At 39.1% G+C, this 17,701-nt stretch carries 11 protein-coding genes; 8 read left to right on the top strand and 3 right to left on the bottom strand.

The window, feature by feature from the left end; genetic code table 11:
- Positions 1–69 precede the first annotated feature (69 nt).
- Positions 70–1,842, top strand: a complete 1,773-nt coding sequence (locus NSMS1_RS06105; protein WP_224091920.1) for an ABC transporter ATP-binding protein — start codon at positions 70–72, stop codon at positions 1,840–1,842.
- Between the two features lie 2 nt (positions 1,843–1,844).
- On the opposite strand, the gene NSMS1_RS06100 is transcribed toward NSMS1_RS06105, so the two are convergent.
- From NSMS1_RS06100 to NSMS1_RS06090, 3 genes are all read right to left on the bottom strand, one after another.
- Positions 1,845–3,620 (bottom strand): PAS domain S-box protein, encoded by a 1,776-nt coding sequence (locus NSMS1_RS06100; protein WP_224091919.1) that lies wholly within the window; start codon positions 3,618–3,620, stop codon positions 1,845–1,847.
- An 11-nt stretch (positions 3,621–3,631) separates the two neighbouring features.
- Entirely contained in the window at positions 3,632–4,075 is a 444-nt protein-coding gene (locus tag NSMS1_RS06095) for an arsenate reductase ArsC (protein WP_224091918.1), read from the bottom strand.
- Positions 4,076–4,287: 212 nt separating this feature from the next.
- Entirely contained in the window at positions 4,288–6,618 is a 2,331-nt protein-coding gene (locus NSMS1_RS06090; RefSeq protein WP_224091917.1) for an NACHT domain-containing protein, read from the bottom strand.
- Between the two features lie 552 nt (positions 6,619–7,170).
- Between NSMS1_RS06090 and NSMS1_RS06085 the strand changes: the two genes are divergently transcribed.
- The 7 genes from NSMS1_RS06085 to NSMS1_RS06055 all read left to right on the top strand — a co-directional run bounded on the left by NSMS1_RS06085 (position 7,171) and on the right by NSMS1_RS06055 (position 17,487).
- The gene (locus tag NSMS1_RS06085) at positions 7,171–7,884 is read left to right on the top strand and encodes a response regulator transcription factor (RefSeq protein ID WP_224091916.1); all 714 of its coding nucleotides are present in this window, start codon (positions 7,171–7,173) and stop codon (positions 7,882–7,884) included.
- 1,351 nt (positions 7,885–9,235) lie between these two features.
- Positions 9,236–11,491 (top strand): protein phosphatase 2C domain-containing protein, encoded by a 2,256-nt coding sequence (locus tag NSMS1_RS06080; RefSeq protein WP_224091915.1) that lies wholly within the window; start codon positions 9,236–9,238, stop codon positions 11,489–11,491.
- A gap of 341 nt (positions 11,492–11,832) precedes the next feature.
- Positions 11,833–13,401 carry a CHAT domain-containing protein gene (locus NSMS1_RS06075; RefSeq protein WP_224091914.1) on the top strand — a complete coding sequence of 523 codons (1,569 nt, stop codon included), beginning with the start codon at positions 11,833–11,835 and terminating at the stop codon, positions 13,399–13,401.
- Between the two features lie 150 nt (positions 13,402–13,551).
- Positions 13,552–14,166, top strand: coding sequence for an alpha/beta hydrolase (locus NSMS1_RS06070; RefSeq protein WP_224091912.1), 615 nt, complete (start codon positions 13,552–13,554; stop codon positions 14,164–14,166).
- A 154-nt stretch (positions 14,167–14,320) separates the two neighbouring features.
- On the top strand, positions 14,321–14,533 hold the full coding sequence (locus NSMS1_RS06065) for a DUF2555 domain-containing protein (protein ID WP_224091910.1): 213 nt from the start codon (positions 14,321–14,323) through the stop codon (positions 14,531–14,533).
- A gap of 92 nt (positions 14,534–14,625) precedes the next feature.
- Entirely contained in the window at positions 14,626–15,849 is a 1,224-nt protein-coding gene (gene coaBC, locus NSMS1_RS06060) for a bifunctional phosphopantothenoylcysteine decarboxylase/phosphopantothenate--cysteine ligase CoaBC (protein WP_224091909.1), read from the top strand.
- Between the two features lie 135 nt (positions 15,850–15,984).
- Complete coding sequence (locus NSMS1_RS06055; RefSeq protein ID WP_224085439.1) at positions 15,985–17,487, top strand: IS5 family transposase; 1,503 nt, start codon at positions 15,985–15,987, stop codon at positions 17,485–17,487.
- Positions 17,488–17,701: the final 214 nt, after the last annotated feature.

Genomic DNA, 17,701 nt, shown 5'->3' with positions numbered 1-17,701 from the left:
TATTCTCCTACCCTGCGGGAAGCAAGCTACATATCCCTCATCTCCTCCCACTCCTCAAGATAAAATCACATGCTATCTGCGCCAGAGAAAATTCAACAAACCTCAACTATCCGGCGTTTTCTAGAATACTTTCGCGCCTTTCGCAAAGAAATTCCCATTGCCTTAATGTTAGTAGTAATTGGTGCTTCGACTCAGGCGATCGGGCCATTTTTACTTGGCTGGTCAGTTGATAATCTGATAGCAAAAGGGAATTTACAGGGGTTATTCTGGCTATTAGGGCTACTAGGTTTAATTTACTGCATTGGGATCTCGGCAACTCGCGGTCAAATTCTTCGCGTCGGTTCGATTATGCAACGGTTGCTGGCTCAACTGAGACAAGATATCTTTCTAAAAATCCAGAGTCTACCACTGAGCTTTTTTGATCGCAGTGAAGCTGGCGATTTAATGAGTCGGCTATTAAATGATGTTAATACTGTAAATCAGGCTTTTGGACAAACTGTTGCCCAAATATTAGGTAGTGTTTTGAGTTTGGTGGGCATTGTAATTGCTATGCTTTCCATTAACTTACAACTGGGACTCTTAAGTAACTTAGTTATACCAGTGATGATTTTTACTACTAGCATATTTTCACGGTGGGCGAGGAGTAAGTTCCGTGTGACACGAAAAACAATTGGTGAACTTTCTGCCAAATTAGAAGAAGATATTGGTAGTGTGCGAGAAGCACAGGCATTTAATCGAGTCAACCTTAATATTGCAGAATTTGACCAGCTTAACGCTGCTAATCGTGATGCTAACGTTGAAGCAGTAGCCATTACTTCTGCGTTTTTACCATCAATTGATTTCCTCAACACTGTAGCTACAGCAGGTGTACTAGCTTATGGTGGCTATCTCGCCGTCACAGGAGGCGCTACAGCAGGTGTGGTGGTATCTTTTTTACTTTATGTGCAGCAGTTTTTTCGTCCTATCCAAATTCTCAGTCAGTTTTACACCCAAGCTCAATCTGCTTTTGCTGGGTTAGAGCGAATTTTTCTGTTGTTGGATGAACCAGCCCAACTCCAAGATGCGCCTGATGCTACCCAAATGCCTTCTATCCAAGGTGAGGTGATATTTGAGGATGTGAAGTTTGGCTATAACTCAGAAAAACTTGTTCTCAAAGGCGTAAATTTACACGCTCAACCAGGACAGATGGTGGCATTAGTAGGGCATACTGGCTCAGGCAAAACGACTATTATTAACTTGATATTGCGTTTTTATGATGTCTCCGGTGGGGCAGTAAAAATTGATGGAATTGATGTGCGTAGTGTGACTCAAGCTAGTCTCCGCCGCCAAATTGGCATTGTCTTACAGGATAATATTTTGTTTAGTGGTACTGTAGCTGAAAATATTGCTTTTGGTGCGCCTTATGCCACTCAAGCCGAGATTGAAACTGCGGCACAAATGGCGAATGTCCATGAGTTTATTACTTCTCTACCACAGGGTTATACAACTCAGTTGGGTGAACGCGGTGCGCCTCTCAGCCAAGGACAGAAACAATTAATTAGTATTGCTCGTGCCGTGTTAATCAATCCCCGCATCTTGATTCTAGATGAAGCAACTAGTAGTATAGACACTCGTACAGAAGCACTTGTACAAGATGCGATCGCTCGTTTATTGCAAGGTCGTACTAGCTTTGTCATTGCCCACCGCCTCAGCACCGTCACCCAAGCTGATCAAGTTTTAGTTATGGAGCAAGGTCAAATTGTCGAACAGGGTACTCATACCCAACTAATTGAGCAACAAGGTGTTTATGCTAACCTTTACGCTCTCCAACTGGGTGCAGCAGCAACAGTGGAAGTTGGATAATTCTAGCTTCGTTTTTGTTTAGCAGGAAGAGAAATGATAAATTCTGTACCTTTACCTAGTTGGGAATGACATTCAATTTGACCTTGATGTTTTTCCACCACAATTTGATAACTAATAGATAATCCTAAACCAGTTCCTTTACCAACAGCTTTAGTAGTGAAAAAAGGATCAAAAAGATGCTTTCTGATGTCCTCACGGATACCAAGGCCATTATCGGCGATGCGAATCAGGACTTGCTGCTCTTGTGTGTATTCAGTAGAAATGCGAATCGTAGGAGAGCTAATCGTCAGTTGTCCATTGTTAGCTGCTTGACCATGAATTACTAAATGGCGTTCTGTTGCCACTGACTCTTCTAAAGCATCAATTGCATTGGCGATAATATTCATAAATACTTGATTCAATTGACCAGCGTAGCATTCCACCAGTGGTAATTGACCATATTCTTTAATAACTCGAATTTCTGGACAATCAGGCTTAAATTTGAGGCGGCTTTGTAAAATCATGAGAGTGCTATCAATACCCCCATGAATATCGACTTCCTTAAATTCAGCTTCATCTAGACGAGAGAAGTTACGCAAAGACAAGACAATTTCTCTAATTCTATCAGCACCAACATTCATGGAAGCTAACAACTTAGGCAAATCTTCCACTATAAAATCTAGGTCTACCGCCTTAATTTCTGCTTTGAGTTGCGGATGGGGATCTGGATAATGATGCTGATAGCATTCTAACAAGTGTAATAAGTCTTGAGTATATTCCCTCGCCGGAATCAAATTACCATAGATAAAGTTCACAGGATTATTAATTTCATGAGCCACACCAGCCACAAGCTGACCCAGACTAGACATTTTCTCGCTTTGGATTAATCGCAGTTGCGCCTTTTGTAACTGCTCTAAAGTTTGTTCTAATTTTTCTTTTTCTTGAGTTAAAGCAATAGTACGTTGCTCTACCCGAACTTCTAATTGCTGATTTGTTTGTTCGAGTCTAAGTAGCACTTCTTGTAAAGAGAGTTCTGTTTGTTTACGTTCAGTAATATCTATCAAAAAACCAAGTAATTGCGTATCATGCTCTGAAGACTTCATAACATTGACAATATCTCTTAACCATACCCATCTACCATCAGCAGTGAGAAACCGATACTCAACTATATAATCATCTTCCTCGGCAACAGTCTGATGATGTGTTATTACTTGGGGTAAATCTTCTGGATGAATGTGCGAATACCAAAATTTTGGTTCATACCAATTGGCTAAATCATAACCAAATAACTCAGCCGCTTGTGGCCCTACATAAGTAAATTGGCGAGTGGCACCAATAGCTTCCCAAGGTACTAATTTGACACTTTCTACTAACCGTTTGAGCCGTTGTCGTGTTTGTTCTAAGTCTTTTTCTGTTAGCTTACGTAGCGTAATATCAGTAGACATGACAGCGTACTTGATGGTTAATCCTTCTGCATCTTGTATCGGCTGTCCATCTACTAAAAGCCAACATTCTCTTAAATCATGTGTTTGAAAAGAAAGCTCAAACTTAAAACTTTCTCCCTTCAATAGTTGTTCACGAATGTAAGTTTGTTGAACATTCAACTGCGAGTTAGAACCAAGTACAGCAAAGAATTTTTGCCCTGTTAGCTCATCAAAAGGTAAACCTGTACGTTCAGCAAAGGCTTGATTAACCCACTCAATACGTCCCATTCTATCTGTCAATGCCATTAATAAATCTTTACGTTCTGCCAAGGCTGTAAACATTGTTAATGGCAAATTCGATGAGTCGGCTAACATACCCATAACTCCTATTTAGAGTATTGAAGGGCATCGCGTCTTCCAGCTATGTATGCTAATATTAGCTTGCTAATATCATCACGAACCCGTCGAAATATTTGTAACTTTTCTGCTTCAGTTCCTGTTGCTTCTGCTGGATCAGGAAAGCTGAAGTGATGGCGTTTGACGGCGGAAGGTAAGGAAGGACAACTCTGATCTGCATGATCACATACTGTAATAACAGTATCAATTTTTTTATCTAAATATAGATTCAGGTGCTTACAAGAGTTTTGAGAAATATCTATCCCGATTTCTTCCATAACTTTAATAGCCAAAGGATGAACTTGTGCTGCTGGGTTCATTCCTGCACTCTGTGCTGTTAATAAGTCATCAGCTAACTCTTTTAAAAACCCTTCTGCCATTTGACTCCGGCAAGAATTACCCGTACAAAGAATTAAAAGCAGTGGTTTTTCCATACTGAAGGTTTCTAGATAAAAACATAATATTTATCAAAACTCTAGCTCTGAAAAAATCAGCAAGCTTCAGGGAAAATACTATAATCAGTTTTCACATGATCTTTATTAACCTAATCTTAATCTTGAAAAATAGCTTTATTTATTTTTATTTAAAGATTTATCTTCTCAATTAGCATATTGATAAATTTGTAAAATATTATAAATAAGAAATTCTATTCTGCCTGCTGGTTAATTTGCTGAATTGGTAGAAATAATTGACTTTCTATCTTTTGTTTTAATTTACTATCTACACAATATTTTAGGCAATTTATAATAACCTCATTGACTGTAAAATATTGTTTAATTAATTCACTTTGTTTTTCATTAAATTGCCAATCTTGACCAATATGTCTGTATTTAATAAGATTAATCTTTAATTGATTATTCCAATTTTTACCATTATCTTGCCACCAAGAGCGTAATTTTTCAAAATTACTTTCTGTACTAGGTAGTTTTTTTCTAAGTTTTTGTAAATCCTTTTCAAACTCAGAATTTTTAACTATATCGATAGCCTCATCAAAATTAATATTGAGCGCATGGATATGATTGAAAGCATGAGTATTATTAATATTTTGCTCAAAAGAAATTTCTAGTTCAATAGCGCAGGTTAAAGTAGTTAAAAGTAACTGATCAAGAATAATTTCCTGATTAGCAGCTAAATTAGTAAGAAAATCCCAGTCTAGAGCGTAGTTAGGACTGTGAGCAATAGCATCGTCACAAAGCATATAGAAAGCACGAACCTGAGCTGCTTGTTGTGTATGACAAACTTTATTGCTTTTTTGATACAGCCACATCAGATAAGTTTGAATTTTTGGATCATTAGCTACAAGCTCATCAACTTTATGCTTCATTAAACTTAATAACTCATCAGGATTTTTCAACATACTCACAGTTAACAAAAATATTTTATGCCAGCGTTTATCACTAATATTGTCTATTAACAAGCGCCAAGCCTTATCTTGATAACCATCAATAATATATTTTGCTATCAAATATTCTTGAAATCCTAAATGAGAAAAAGAATAAATGTTTCTCGCTCGTTCTACTAAAAAACTATCTTGTGTAGCAACTTCTTGAATAAATACTGCTCCATCTTGCTCGGATTGATTTGCTTTCGCATGAATAAACAAATATTCACATACTAATTCTTTAATTGTCTCCTGAGCAAAAAAATATTGTTTTTTCAGAAAAGTATTAATAGCAATATGAGAAAGTATCTGTCTTTTTGCAACTAAGGTAAAATCACTAAAAAAAATATCTCTCTTAATACCCCTGATTTTATCCCATTTAGCTAATAAGACATGCAATAACTGTTCATATAATTTTTCTAATGAAACAGGAAACTGCATCTTGTTTCTAAATACTATACACAAAAGATGTAATAAAAGTGGTGTGGTAGCTAATTCACAGATTCTTTGATTCTCTGGTAAGTTTAGTTGTTGAATAAATAAATTCCCGAAAGATACACTATCAATATTATTTTTTCCACCAATTACTAAAAACCATTTTTGGACGAAGGCTGCTACTTGTTCTTCGTAAAAATCTGCAATTTCAACTTCAGTAAATCCTGTAAATCTGTATTTATATGTAGAAGTTCGAGAAGTAATTACAAATTTGTTTTTATAAAAAATTTGGACGAATTTACGGATTTCTCTAATAATTTTATCAAAAAAAGCTGTTGGGACTTCATCTAAACCATCTATTAAAATTAATGCCTTACCTCCAGTTAGTATTGCTAAAGTTGATTCTTTCTCAATTCCTTCATAACGACACTCTTGAATGATGTATTTTAATAAACTTAACTCATTCTCGCTTTGAGCATCCTCAGCAAATTCTTTTAATTTGATAAAAATTGGTACTTGATTAGCCAAAAATTTGCGATGGTTTCCGACCGACCGTAGGTCATCGCTACATTCAATTGCGAGATACTGTAAAAATGTAGTTTTACCCGAACCAGGCTTACCCAAAAGCATCAACTTAGAATGACGTGATACAGCCTCTAAAGCCGATAACGTTTTTTGATGTTGATTGTAAAACCCGCCAAAGCCGTGTTCAAAGCGCCAATCTCTCATGAGATCGGAAATTTCTAACCATTGCTGGCTTGTTACTTCTTCCAAAACATAGACAGGAGTATAAATTTCTTTTAATGGAATTACCTGAGCAACATCCAACATTTGGACAGTGCTGCACTGGTCTAGGATTTTATCATGACGCTTTTGCCGGACTTCCTCTACTAACGCATCAGTATCAACTTTTTTGGGTTGTTCTGCCTCTGAAGGTTGTTCAGCTAAACCAATAACATTTTGCCAAGAGAGTCCTAGTTGTTGGCAAATTTGCACGAAACAACTGCGAGATACAGGCTCACCTGCAAAAAATTTAGATACAGGTTGCCGTGTAATTCCTAAAGCGGCTGCTAGTTTTTGTTGAGTCAGAGTTTTATCTGTTAAGGCTGTTTTTGCAGCTCTAATACCTTCAGGAGACGCTTTTAGTCCTTGGCTGGTCATACTTTTAGTCTAATGTGTTATTAGATACTATTGTCTTTGTATCTGCACGTAGACGCACTCCAGACAGATACTCGTATCTCCCCGTAGGTAGTTTTTCCTTTGGTTAGACCAGAGTAGGGTTTATTACGGTAATTTTGACTGGAATTACTTTTTGGCTTTGTTGTAGAACCAATAAAACCTATTCAGAGAAGCTCGACATATAGGGAACACACTGATAAAAGTTAACTTCTCTTGATTATGAAGATTTGTAATTTTAGCATGGGAACGTAAAAACATACCAAAGTTATACAAAAGTTATACATTTTGTAGGCATAATCATGGCTGAACTTTTCATAAATTTAATGGAAAATTAAATGTAGCTAAGTAATACAACGATAATGTATAGCTGTCAGCTACTATTGGTCTACGTACTCACCGGAGGTAGACTAATATCAACGCTTTCCAGTAAAAACGCTCATAACATAAGCACTTTAATGGCTGCTTCTGTGTTAGGCGTATTACTAATAGCACAAGGCTAAATAAACAATAGGCTATAACAATCGCTAAAACAGTATGGTGACGCTTTCCGCTACAAACCCCAAAATTCTTGTTGTAGATGATGATTTTGGAGTCCGTAACCTTATATATCGCTTTTTAAGCCGCAAATATCAAATAGAGTCTGCGGCTGATGGTAGAACGGCTTTGTCATTATTTGAGCAATTTAACCCAGCTTTGGTCATCCTCGATTGGAATCTTCCAGACACCAGTGGCTACAATCTTTGTCAAGAAATGCAAAGCCGCAATAATGTCTTGGTGATGATTCTCACTGGTAGAACGGAGGAAGCTGATAAGATAAAAATCTTAGCGGCTGGCGCTGATGACTTCATTACTAAGCCATTTAGTTTAGCTGAAATTGAAGTGCGAGTACAAGCGCTTTTAAGACGTGTACGCTCCATTAAACCTTCTCCTTCACAACGTTTAATATTCAAGCAATTGGCAATTAACCCAGAAGGACGAGAGGTAACGCTTAACGATAAGCCTCTTAATCTCACAGCTTTAGAGTTTAATATTCTACATTTTTTAGCAAGTCATCCCGGTCAAGCTTGGAGCCGTCCTCAGTTAATTCAAAAAATTTGGGGTTGCGACTACGTAGGAGATGGACGAGTAGTAGATGTACATATCGGCCAGCTACGCAAAAAGCTAGAAGCTGATACTAGTGTTCCTGAGTTTATTAAAACTGTTCGTGGTTACGGATATAAGTTTGAAATACCAGAATCTACAACTTAGATCCTAAAAACAAGAGTTGACTTGAGCCATCAGTTAATTTACGGAATATTATCAGGGTGTGGCTATTTATAATTTGATCATAGATTGATATCCTCCTTTTTGATACTTGCAATAGATAATTACTTAAAGATTTGATTCCGTTCTCATAATTCAGTTGTATGGCAGGAGGCAGGAGGTAAAGTCTTATTATTCCTTGCAACCAAGCTTTGATAATCTCCTAACCTATGTGACTATGGCTATAAATCCAAGGCATTGAGTAAAGTATTCAAATAAAAACCTTTTTATCTTTTTTAAAAAATTGGTCAATTTCTCATATAGCAATTCCCAAGCACATGAAATACACCCCACCCGCGCTATCACGCACCCTCACGCCACTTGCTACAAAGGGGGGAACCCCCACTTGGCAAGGTGAGGGTTGGGGAGGGGTAATTTTGTACTTCACCAGAATGGGAAACGCCATACCAGATTCACTAAGGTTTTGGAAAAAGTATTTTTATAAATGTCTCAATTTGCACAGTAGCAAATCAATTAGACATTTATCATCCAAAAGAACTGCTAAAGCGCAGTGGCAGGGTGTTAAGCCAGTACCAAGTAAAAATCCTTATTTCTCTCACCACCCAATTAGAAACATCTATCACACTTTCTTAGGGCTGGTTAAGAATTATGTAGGTGTTAACCTATTCTCCGAGTTCTGCAACAAAGTAGCTGTAGGCTATTGTGCAACTTGCAGGATAGCATTAATAATTAATTTTTTTGTTGTCTCACTCTTAGTATCTTAATTCTTAATTAAAGTTTATGGGCGTTCAGCAACTTATAAACTATGAAAATGAGCTTGGAGCAGAAGTTGTACATCATTTTTTGTTGACGGTTAACATTCAACAGTCACCAAACCTGATGAATGACTATGTAATTTAAAAGCGTAATAGCTTATTGTATTTGATGTAGTTGCTCAGAGATGATGCAATCAACGCAAATAATTTTGGGAGAATAGGTATTAGTCGCTTTAACAAACAAAAGCAATAACTAAGTTAGGTAGACATAATTAAAGGTAAAATGCAAAAGTTTCAAACCCTGATAGCAAAAGGCTTTTCTCTTATGGCTCTTACTAAGTCTGCCGTATACCGGAGGCTACTGCCTTCTACTTAAATAAAAGCTATGATGAGGCTGTAGGATTGACAAAGGAGTCAATTGTTTGCATAAGTTCAAATAAGTATTAACATCTGCTGGTATTGCCAGCTAATAATCATGATCCCCTGTTGGATAAATGGAATTAAAAATATATGAGCGGTGTGAATTTTTGCCGCTAACGTAATGTTAAAACAATTGCCAATCGCTGATCGGTGCGAACACTATGGAAAATGATGCGGCAACGCTCTACTGTCCAAATGAACTGTGTCAGGCTCTTAACCCCCTGACTCACAAGTTTTGCCAGCGATGCTCCACACCCTTACCCAAGCGTTATTTGTGGGTGGTGGGGGATAGTCTGAGTGTTGACAGTGCCGGAACAATATTAGGCGATCGCTATTTAGTTATTAATAAATCCGTTGTTTTAGATACTAAGCCAGGTTTATTACCCGAAACGCCTGAGTTAGAAAATACCCATCCCATCAGACCTTATCTGCGCCTCATTCCTTATCGTTTAAATATCCCGCAGGTCTACGGAATCACCTCTGTAACTGATGGCAATCTCCATAGCCAAGTTTTGTTGTTAGAAAAAGCGCCACTTTTTGCAGACAATTTAGCTCAACAGGTACATTTATGTAATGAGTTTACCGATGCTTGGCGCTACGCTTCGTCTATGCGCCAATTACATTGGCTATGGCAAATTGCTAACCTTTGGCAACCATTTAAGAGTGAAGGGGTGGTTTCTAGCTTACTCAACTCCCATCTGTTGCGGGTAGAAGGCCCATTAGTACGGTTATTAGAACTACAATCAGACTCAGCAACAGTGCCAGAATTGCCGCAATTAGGACAATTTTGGCAGCAGTTGCGCCAGGAAGCTAAACCAGCCATAGCAGAATTTGTTGACCAAATTACGCATCAACTCATTCAAGGTGAAATTAGATCATCAGAATTGCTAGTCGCTGTTTTAGACCAAGGACTGACAGAATTAGCTAAAGCCCAAACCACCACCATCCAAATTGCCACACAAACTGACACTGGTCCCAGTCGGCAACGGAACGAAGATGCTTGCTACCCACCCAGTGGCACACTATTAAGTAAACCACCCCAATCAACTGCCTTGGCTATTGTCTGTGATGGAATTGGTGGGCATGAAGGGGGAAATGTCGCCTCTAATTTAGCCATTGAAACCATTCAACAGCAAGTACAACAACTGACAAATGTACCAATAGATCATATTGAACCCGCTCTTTTAATAGCTGACTTAGAAAGGGCTGTAGCTATTGTTAATGACAAAATTAGTCAGCGCAATGACAGCGAAAACCGCCAAGGGCGAAAACGCATGGGTACAACCTTAGTGATGGCATTACCTATTGCCCACGAAATGTATATTACCCACGTTGGCGATAGTCGCGCCTATTGGATTACCCGCCAAGGTTGTTATCAAGTTACCCTGGATGATGATGTAGCTTCAAGGGAAGTAAGATTAGGTTATGCAATTTATCGTGAAGCTGTCCAACAAGGTGGATCTGGTTCGCTGGTGCAAGCTTTAGGCATGAGTCCTAGCAGTTCGCTACATCCCACAGCGCAACGATTTATCTTGGATGAGGATGGAGTTTTTCTGTTAACTTCTGACGGGTTGAGTGATTTTGACCGTGTAGAAGATTACTGGGAAACAGAAATTTTACCGATTCTCACTGGTGAAGAAAATAATATTGTGCATGTGGTGGAGCGATTGGTGAACATTGCTAACACCAAAAACGGTCATGATAATGTCACAATTGCTCTAGTTAATTGCCGAGTTAAATACACTGAACCACAGATAACTTTAAAAGCAGTTATTCCCGAAAGTACTAATATCAAAACTGTTAATTTAACACCAACGACACAACAGTCAACATTACTAGAAAATAACTCAGAACAAAAAACCAAAGTAGTTGCTAATAATTTACCCAACAGAATCAGCAAACTACCCCTAAGTTGGCTCGTACCCTTAATCTTAGTGGCAACAGCGGGTGTCTTCGGTTATTGGGTAATGTTGCTACGATCGCAATATGCAATCCCCACTGCTAACCCAACTAAGACTGTACCATCAGCTACTAACAGTCCTAATGTAGAGCGATCGCTAAATAATCTCGCCTCTGGATGGATAATTAAAACTAACAGTGAAATTGCTGTTAATCAACAAAAATTACCACCTGAAAGCTTTTTAGAAGTTATCGAGAAAAAACCTAATCCTCAACCAACGTCTGGGGGTTATGAAGTGTATCTTCGTTTATGTAATAATCCCCTCCCAGCTAGTTCTAACAATCTGGCAACAAATCCTCCCGCACCTTCAGATAAACCAGTCAAGCTCGAATTAGCTCAACTCAAAAAGTATGCTGTCACTGTTTTATCACCTGGTCAAGACAGCCCTTGCGATAGTGTTTCCCCTGCTAAAGATAGCCTACCTTCTACACCAAATCCTGCAAACAATCCACAATAATTCAAAATCATGAGGTTTGTTGACAGTTGACGGTTAACTGTCAATTGTCAACAATCAAATATGAATCCTACGTGTACAGGCATGGGGGTATTAGACCCCTAAATTTAAGATAAACTAATAAAAAGCTGAAATACTATACATAATAACAAGATGCTATCCACAAGTTCAAAGTTCTCCAACAACGAGAATCTCCTTGGCAGGTATCACAAAGGTTGTTGGGTTTTTATTTTTATACAGGGAAATACATCAAAGTGTAACTTCTTGTGTAAAATGATAGACCCAGTGAGTACAGTTTTGAATTTTAAATTTTGAATTGTTTGTACCTCGTAGTGACCTAATCCATGCCATCCCTGAATCTGGCGATCGCCCGTCTCATCAATACTGGCAAAGATAGTTTCGCCATTTGGGTGGTTAAGGCTCCCTATCCCAGTGGCTATGTTCTACGTGACTGTGCCTGGCCTGTTGAACTCACCCAAGTTTGGCAAGAGTGGCAGCAAATGTTTGCTGGCCATAGTGGAATTTACATTTCTTCAGATACTAAACCCCCCTTAACAAACCCCGCTCCTTGGAATTTAGTTTCGTCCTCCTCTAACCAAACCACTGGTTATGGTAGTCGCCTCATGCAGTATTTGGGGATGAATTTGTGGCGTTGGATCTTCGATGGCCCAATTTTGGGAAGTCTAGAACGTAGTCGTGGGATCGCTATGGGTCAGCATACACGTTTGCGCTTTCGTCTAGAAATTCGTGACCCAGATTTAATTGCCCTACCTTGGGAAATTATGCAACGGGAACCCGGTCAGCCGGCCATGTCCCTCTCCCCAGATGTATTATTTAGCCGCACTACCAGCGAAGTTGAAGCTTTACCATACTTACGTACTGACCAAGCCCTAAAAGTGCTGTTGGTTCTGGGACATGACCAAAACCTGCAACTGCAAAAGGAAGCGGCTATCTTAGAACAAACTCTGTTATGTGGTAGTCATTCCCATAATTACGCACCCTGTAGTGTAAAAACGCTGATCCAGCCAACACCGCAAGAACTGATTCAAGAGTTAGAAACTAAAGCATATAATGTCTTCTTCTACGCTGGTCACGGTTTACCAAATCCTGACGGTGGGTTGCTATTTTTGCGCCCAGGCATGAGCATCAATGGTATAGAATTAGCCCAAGTACTAACCCGCAGTGCCTTAAAATTAGCAGTATTTAACGCCTGTTGGGGCGCACAACCAGCAGCTATTAATCATCAGGCTATCCCTACTAGTAGTTTGGCAGAAGTGTTAATTCGTCACGGTGTGCCGGCGGTTTTGGCTATGCGGGACGAAATCGCTGACCGTGAAAGTCACAGTTTTATTCAAGCGTTTGCCGAAGCATTGCGATCGCGCAAAGCCATCGATGAAGCAGTGGCGGAAGCTAGACAAGAACTGCTAACACTATATAAATATAATCAACCAGCTTGGACTTTACCCGTTCTCTACCTCCATCCAGACTTTGATGGTGAACTCATCAAAAGTTTTGATGAAAGTGTGACGGAAATGCCAGATACGGCGATTCCTAATTCTGATACTCCCAGGATGATTGCTTCGTTGCGATCGCTCTCACCAGGTGGTCGCACTTGGCATTTAAGAAATGGTGTTACTCGCATCGGTCGCACAAAAGATAACGATATCATCATTCCCGAACCTTCAGTTTCTAAGCGACACGCCGAGATTTTATGCCGCAATATTTTTACAAATACTACTCAAGCACCCTCTTATTATCTCCAAGATTTTTCCACCTACGGCACGACTTGGTTTTTAGGGGCTAATGGTTGGCAACAACTCCTGCGGGAAGAAGTTCCGTTAAAATCAGGTATGCAGTTAAAATTTGGTAGTTCCAGAGGTGAAATTTGGGAATTTATTATCGAAGATGCCTAAAAGGAGGTTAGAGATTAAAGATAAAAATTTAGTTGTAAGTTTTTGTCAAAAATATTTAAGTCCCGTTAGAGGTGAATTTAAAGGTCTGATTGGTAGCCTGACAGATTAGGATTTATTACAGCGTCAGTTTTTAGGAGCAAACCTCTGTCTTTGCAATTCATTACGGTTCCCCCTGCTAATTCTCAAACACCAGCCGGGTTAATTGTTACCTTACATGGTTGGGGTGCTAATGCTGAGGATGTGGCATCTCTGTTACCCTACTTCAGCTTACCTGATTACCAGTTTGTCTTTCCCAATGCACCTTTTCCCTACCCTTACACTCCTCTTGGCCGTGCTTGGTATGACCTGAGAGTGGAAAATATGTATGAGGGTTTGGCAGAAAGTCGGCAACAGCTAAAAGATTTTGTGCTTTCTTTAGAAAGTAGTACTGGTGTGCCTTTATCCCGAACTATCTTGAGTGGATTTTCTCAGGGTGGGGCAATGACTTTTGATATCGGCTCAAAATTACCCTTGGCTGGTTTGGTGGTGATGAGTGGGTATTTGCATCCAGAAGCGATCGCCCCTAATAGTACCAATACTCCTCCCATTTTAATCATGCACGGTAGGCGGGATGAAGTTGTCCCTTTGCAAGCGGCTGTCAAAGCTCGCACAACCGTAGAATCCTTGGGTGTTCCAGTCAAATATCATGAATTTGATACTGGACACGAAATTAATCTGGAAATGTTAAATATAGCCAGAAATTTCATTGTCAATACTCTTGTTTAGTCTAAGTTATAATTTTTTTACAAATTATGGTATAAATCCCCAAAAATTTTAGTAAATTCAGGTCATCTAGTGAGTAATATAGATTGAGTGGCACATTATTGCGTCACTCAATCCGTGCTGGGTGCGAATGCTGCAAAAGGGAGGGGCAAGCATTATGAAAACTCTAAGCATTTCCAAGAAAGAAATTGCTGCCATGTCCGCAGCAGAGGTAGAAGAACTAGCAACTCGTCTAGAGATGGATAATTATAGCAATGCTTTTGAGGGTTTAAATGACTGGCATCTACTAAGAGCGATCGCTTTTCAGCGTCCAGAGTTAGTAGAACCCTACATCCATCTGTTAGACTTAGAACCCTACGACGAGGCATAAGTATTTACCAATCAGAAGTTAGGGAAGTTAATTAAATTCTTAATTACGAATTACGAATTATTTTCCTAACTTCTTACTCTTCAATTTTTGTCATGGTTAATTCCCAACCCCCAACAGAAAATCGCAAAAGTCGGGTGCTTGTGGCTGTGGGCGGTGGTATTGCTGCTTACAAGGTTTGTGAAGTAGTTTCTAGTTTGTTTAAAACGGGGGTAGAGGTTCGAGTCCTGATGACTCGTTCAGCGCAGCAATTTGTGACACCCCTGACTTTAGCTACCCTCTCTCGTCACCCTGCTTATACTGATGATGATTTTTGGCAGCCTACTCACTCCCGTCCGTTGCATATTGAGTTAGGTGAGTGGGCAGATTTGATGGTAATTGCCCCCCTCACAGCGAATACCTTGGCTAAACTAACTCACGGGATGGCTGATAACTTACTCACCAATACGGTGTTAGCTTCCACTTGTCCGGTGTTGTTAGCGCCAGCGATGAATACTGATATGTGGGAACAGCTAACAGTGCAACGCAATTGGCAACAGTTATTAACAGATAGCAGGTATCATGGGATTGGTACAGCATCGGGTTTGTTAGCGTGCGATCGCGTCGGTGCTGGAAGAATGGCCGAACCTCCAGAAATTTTGACTTATATCCAATCTTTATTACATACCCAAGGCAAGCGAGACTTGGCCCTTAAGCGTGTTTTAATTAGTGCGGGGGGTACGCAAGAGTATCTTGACCCAGTGCGGTACATTGGTAATCCCTCTACAGGTAAAATGGGACTGGCATTAGCCCAAGCTGCTTTACATCGGGGTGCGCAAGTGACTTTGGTACATGGCGCTGCTAATTGGGAAGTTCCTCTGGGTGTACAAGCAATTCCTATTATTAGTGCCGAAGAAATGCAGCAGGTGATGCTGGAATATTTACCCAACGCAGATATCATTATTATGTCTGCGGCTGTGGCCGATGTGAAACCTAAAGATTATAGTATAGAGAAATTACCCAAGCGATCGCTCCCCCAATCCTTACCGTTGGAACCTGTACCAGATATAGTTGCTCAATTAGGGCAACTCAAACAACCACATCAGCGTTTAATTGGTTTTGCCGCCCAAACAGGGGATATAGTTACACCAGCTAAAGAAAAGTTATATAGTAAAAAATTAGATGCGATCGTTGCTAACCCCATCGACAAACCAGATAGTGGTTTTGGGAGTGACAATAACCAAGCCATCTTTTTAAATACTCAAGGGCAGCAACAAGTAATAGCGCCTTGTTCTAAACTGCAAATGGCACATTATTTGTTTGATTTTATTTTCAAATAGTTGAAGAAATATATAGGGCTGGCTGAATAAGGGCGAAAGATAGCAGAATGAAGAGTTTCAGGGTCAGGAAAGAAAAATAAGGTGAAAAGAAAAAGGGTAAGATAAGTAAAAATCCTTGTAGCAAGTTGCGTTAAAATGTATCGAAGAGCGCAAAAGCAAGAAAAAGCAGCAGAAAACTTTGAACTACCCTTTGGGGGAAAACTAGCGTCAGATAACCGATGGGTAATCATGGCGAACATGATACCTTGGTCAAAATTTGAAGCAGAGTACGCAGAAATATTTTCAGCAAGAATGGGAGCGCCAGCCAAAACATTTAGAATGGCGTTGGGAGCATTAATAATTAAAGAAAAATTAGGAATAAGTGACAGAGAGACAGTAGAACAAATTCGGGAGAACCCGTATCTGCAATACTTTATAGGAATGTCAGCATATAGTAATGAATCTGCATTTGACCCGTCAATGCTAGTTCATTTTAGAGAAAGGATAGATATAGAATTAGTCAATAAAATCAATCAAGAAATAGTCAGGAAGATGTTAGAAAATAAACAGGAGGTAGAAGTAAGAGCAAAAAAGCCAGAGGTCGAGGATTCAAAAAGTAAGCCAGCCAATAGAGGAAAATTAATATTAGATGCTAGTTGTGCGCCAGCAGACATAAGTTATCCGACAGATTTAGGATTATTAAATCAAGCCAGAAAGCAAACAGAAACAATCATAGATACATTATATAAGTCCTTATTAGTAAGAAATATCAACAAACCAAGAACCTACAGAAACAAAGCAAGAAAGGATTATTTAGCAGTAGCCAAGAAAAGAAAACCAACAGTTAAAGAAAGAAGGAAAGCTATCAGAAAGCAACTGCAATATATCAACAGAAATTTAACTCATATTCAGCAGCTAATAAATTTAGGTGCGTCACTATTAAAACTGAGCAACAGTCAATATAAGATGTTGCTAGTAGTAGCAGAAGTTTATCGTCAACAGTTATGGTTATATGAAAATCAAAAAATTAGTATACAAGACCGCATTGTCAGTTTAAACCAACCACACATTCGTCCGATTATCCGAGGTAAAGCCGGGAGAACAGTAGAGTTTGGGGCTAAGTTTTCAGCTAGTTACTATGATGGCTATGTATTTTTAGACCATATTAGTTGGGACAACTTTAACGAATCAGGAGACTTAAAATCACAAGTAGAAGCATACAAAAACTACACCGGATATTATCCTGAATCAGTTCATGTTGATAAGATTTATCGGACGAGGGAGAATCGAGCTTGGTGTCAAGAAAGGGGAATTAGAATTAGTGGCCCACCACTAGGTAGACCCCCCCAAAATGTCAGCCCTGAAAAGAAGAAACAAGCCGCTTATGACGAAAGGATTCGTAATTGTATTGAGGGCAAGTTTGGACAAGGTAAACGAAGATTTAGCCTTGGTAGAGTTATGGCTAAACTTCCTCATACTTCTTTCACCGCTATTGCCATAACTTTTTTAGTTATGAATCTTTCTACTCTGCTATTACGGCTTTTTTGTGTATTTTTTTGCCTATTTTTCAAAACTGAGTCTTTTTTTACTTCTTCTATTATCGAAACTGATATTTCATTAAACCTTAAACAACAAAAACTTATCTTTTTTCTGGACTGACTACTTAATCAATTTTTCTCTTCCTTTGAAATGACTTTTTCAGCAAGCCCTATATAGGAATCCAGTTTGATTCGTGAAATTACTCGTGAAGGTAGGGAACAGAGAACGGGGAACAGGGAACAAAAATTGTACTGAGACTTTTTCAGAAATCAAATATGAGTGCTATGGTACTAAGCTGAAATATAGCAAATTTATATATCGTAATTAAAATATA

Source organism: Nostoc sp. MS1 (assembly GCF_019976755.1).
In the GTDB taxonomy this organism is placed as follows: Bacteria; Cyanobacteriota; Cyanobacteriia; order Cyanobacteriales; family Nostocaceae; genus Trichormus.
The sequence above is the reverse complement of the archived record's forward strand: the minus strand, read 5'-3'. Positions and strand labels throughout refer to the sequence as shown.

Coding starts and splice junctions, on each gene's coding strand:
- NSMS1_RS06055 (WP_224085439.1), top strand. CDS start 15,985: ATGTATCGAAGAGCGCAAAAGCAAGAAAAAGCAGCAGAAAACTTTGAA.
- coaBC (WP_224091909.1), top strand. CDS start 14,626: ATGGTTAATTCCCAACCCCCAACAGAAAATCGCAAAAGTCGGGTGCTT.
- NSMS1_RS06105 (WP_224091920.1), top strand. CDS start 70: ATGCTATCTGCGCCAGAGAAAATTCAACAAACCTCAACTATCCGGCGT.
- NSMS1_RS06075 (WP_224091914.1), top strand. CDS start 11,833: ATGCCATCCCTGAATCTGGCGATCGCCCGTCTCATCAATACTGGCAAA.
- NSMS1_RS06085 (WP_224091916.1), top strand. CDS start 7,171: ATGGTGACGCTTTCCGCTACAAACCCCAAAATTCTTGTTGTAGATGAT.
- NSMS1_RS06065 (WP_224091910.1), top strand. CDS start 14,321: ATGAAAACTCTAAGCATTTCCAAGAAAGAAATTGCTGCCATGTCCGCA.
- NSMS1_RS06100 (WP_224091919.1), bottom strand. CDS start 3,620: ATGTTAGCCGACTCATCGAATTTGCCATTAACAATGTTTACAGCCTTG.
- NSMS1_RS06080 (WP_224091915.1), top strand. CDS start 9,236: ATGGAAAATGATGCGGCAACGCTCTACTGTCCAAATGAACTGTGTCAG.
- NSMS1_RS06090 (WP_224091917.1), bottom strand. CDS start 6,618: ATGACCAGCCAAGGACTAAAAGCGTCTCCTGAAGGTATTAGAGCTGCA.
- NSMS1_RS06095 (WP_224091918.1), bottom strand. CDS start 4,075: ATGGAAAAACCACTGCTTTTAATTCTTTGTACGGGTAATTCTTGCCGG.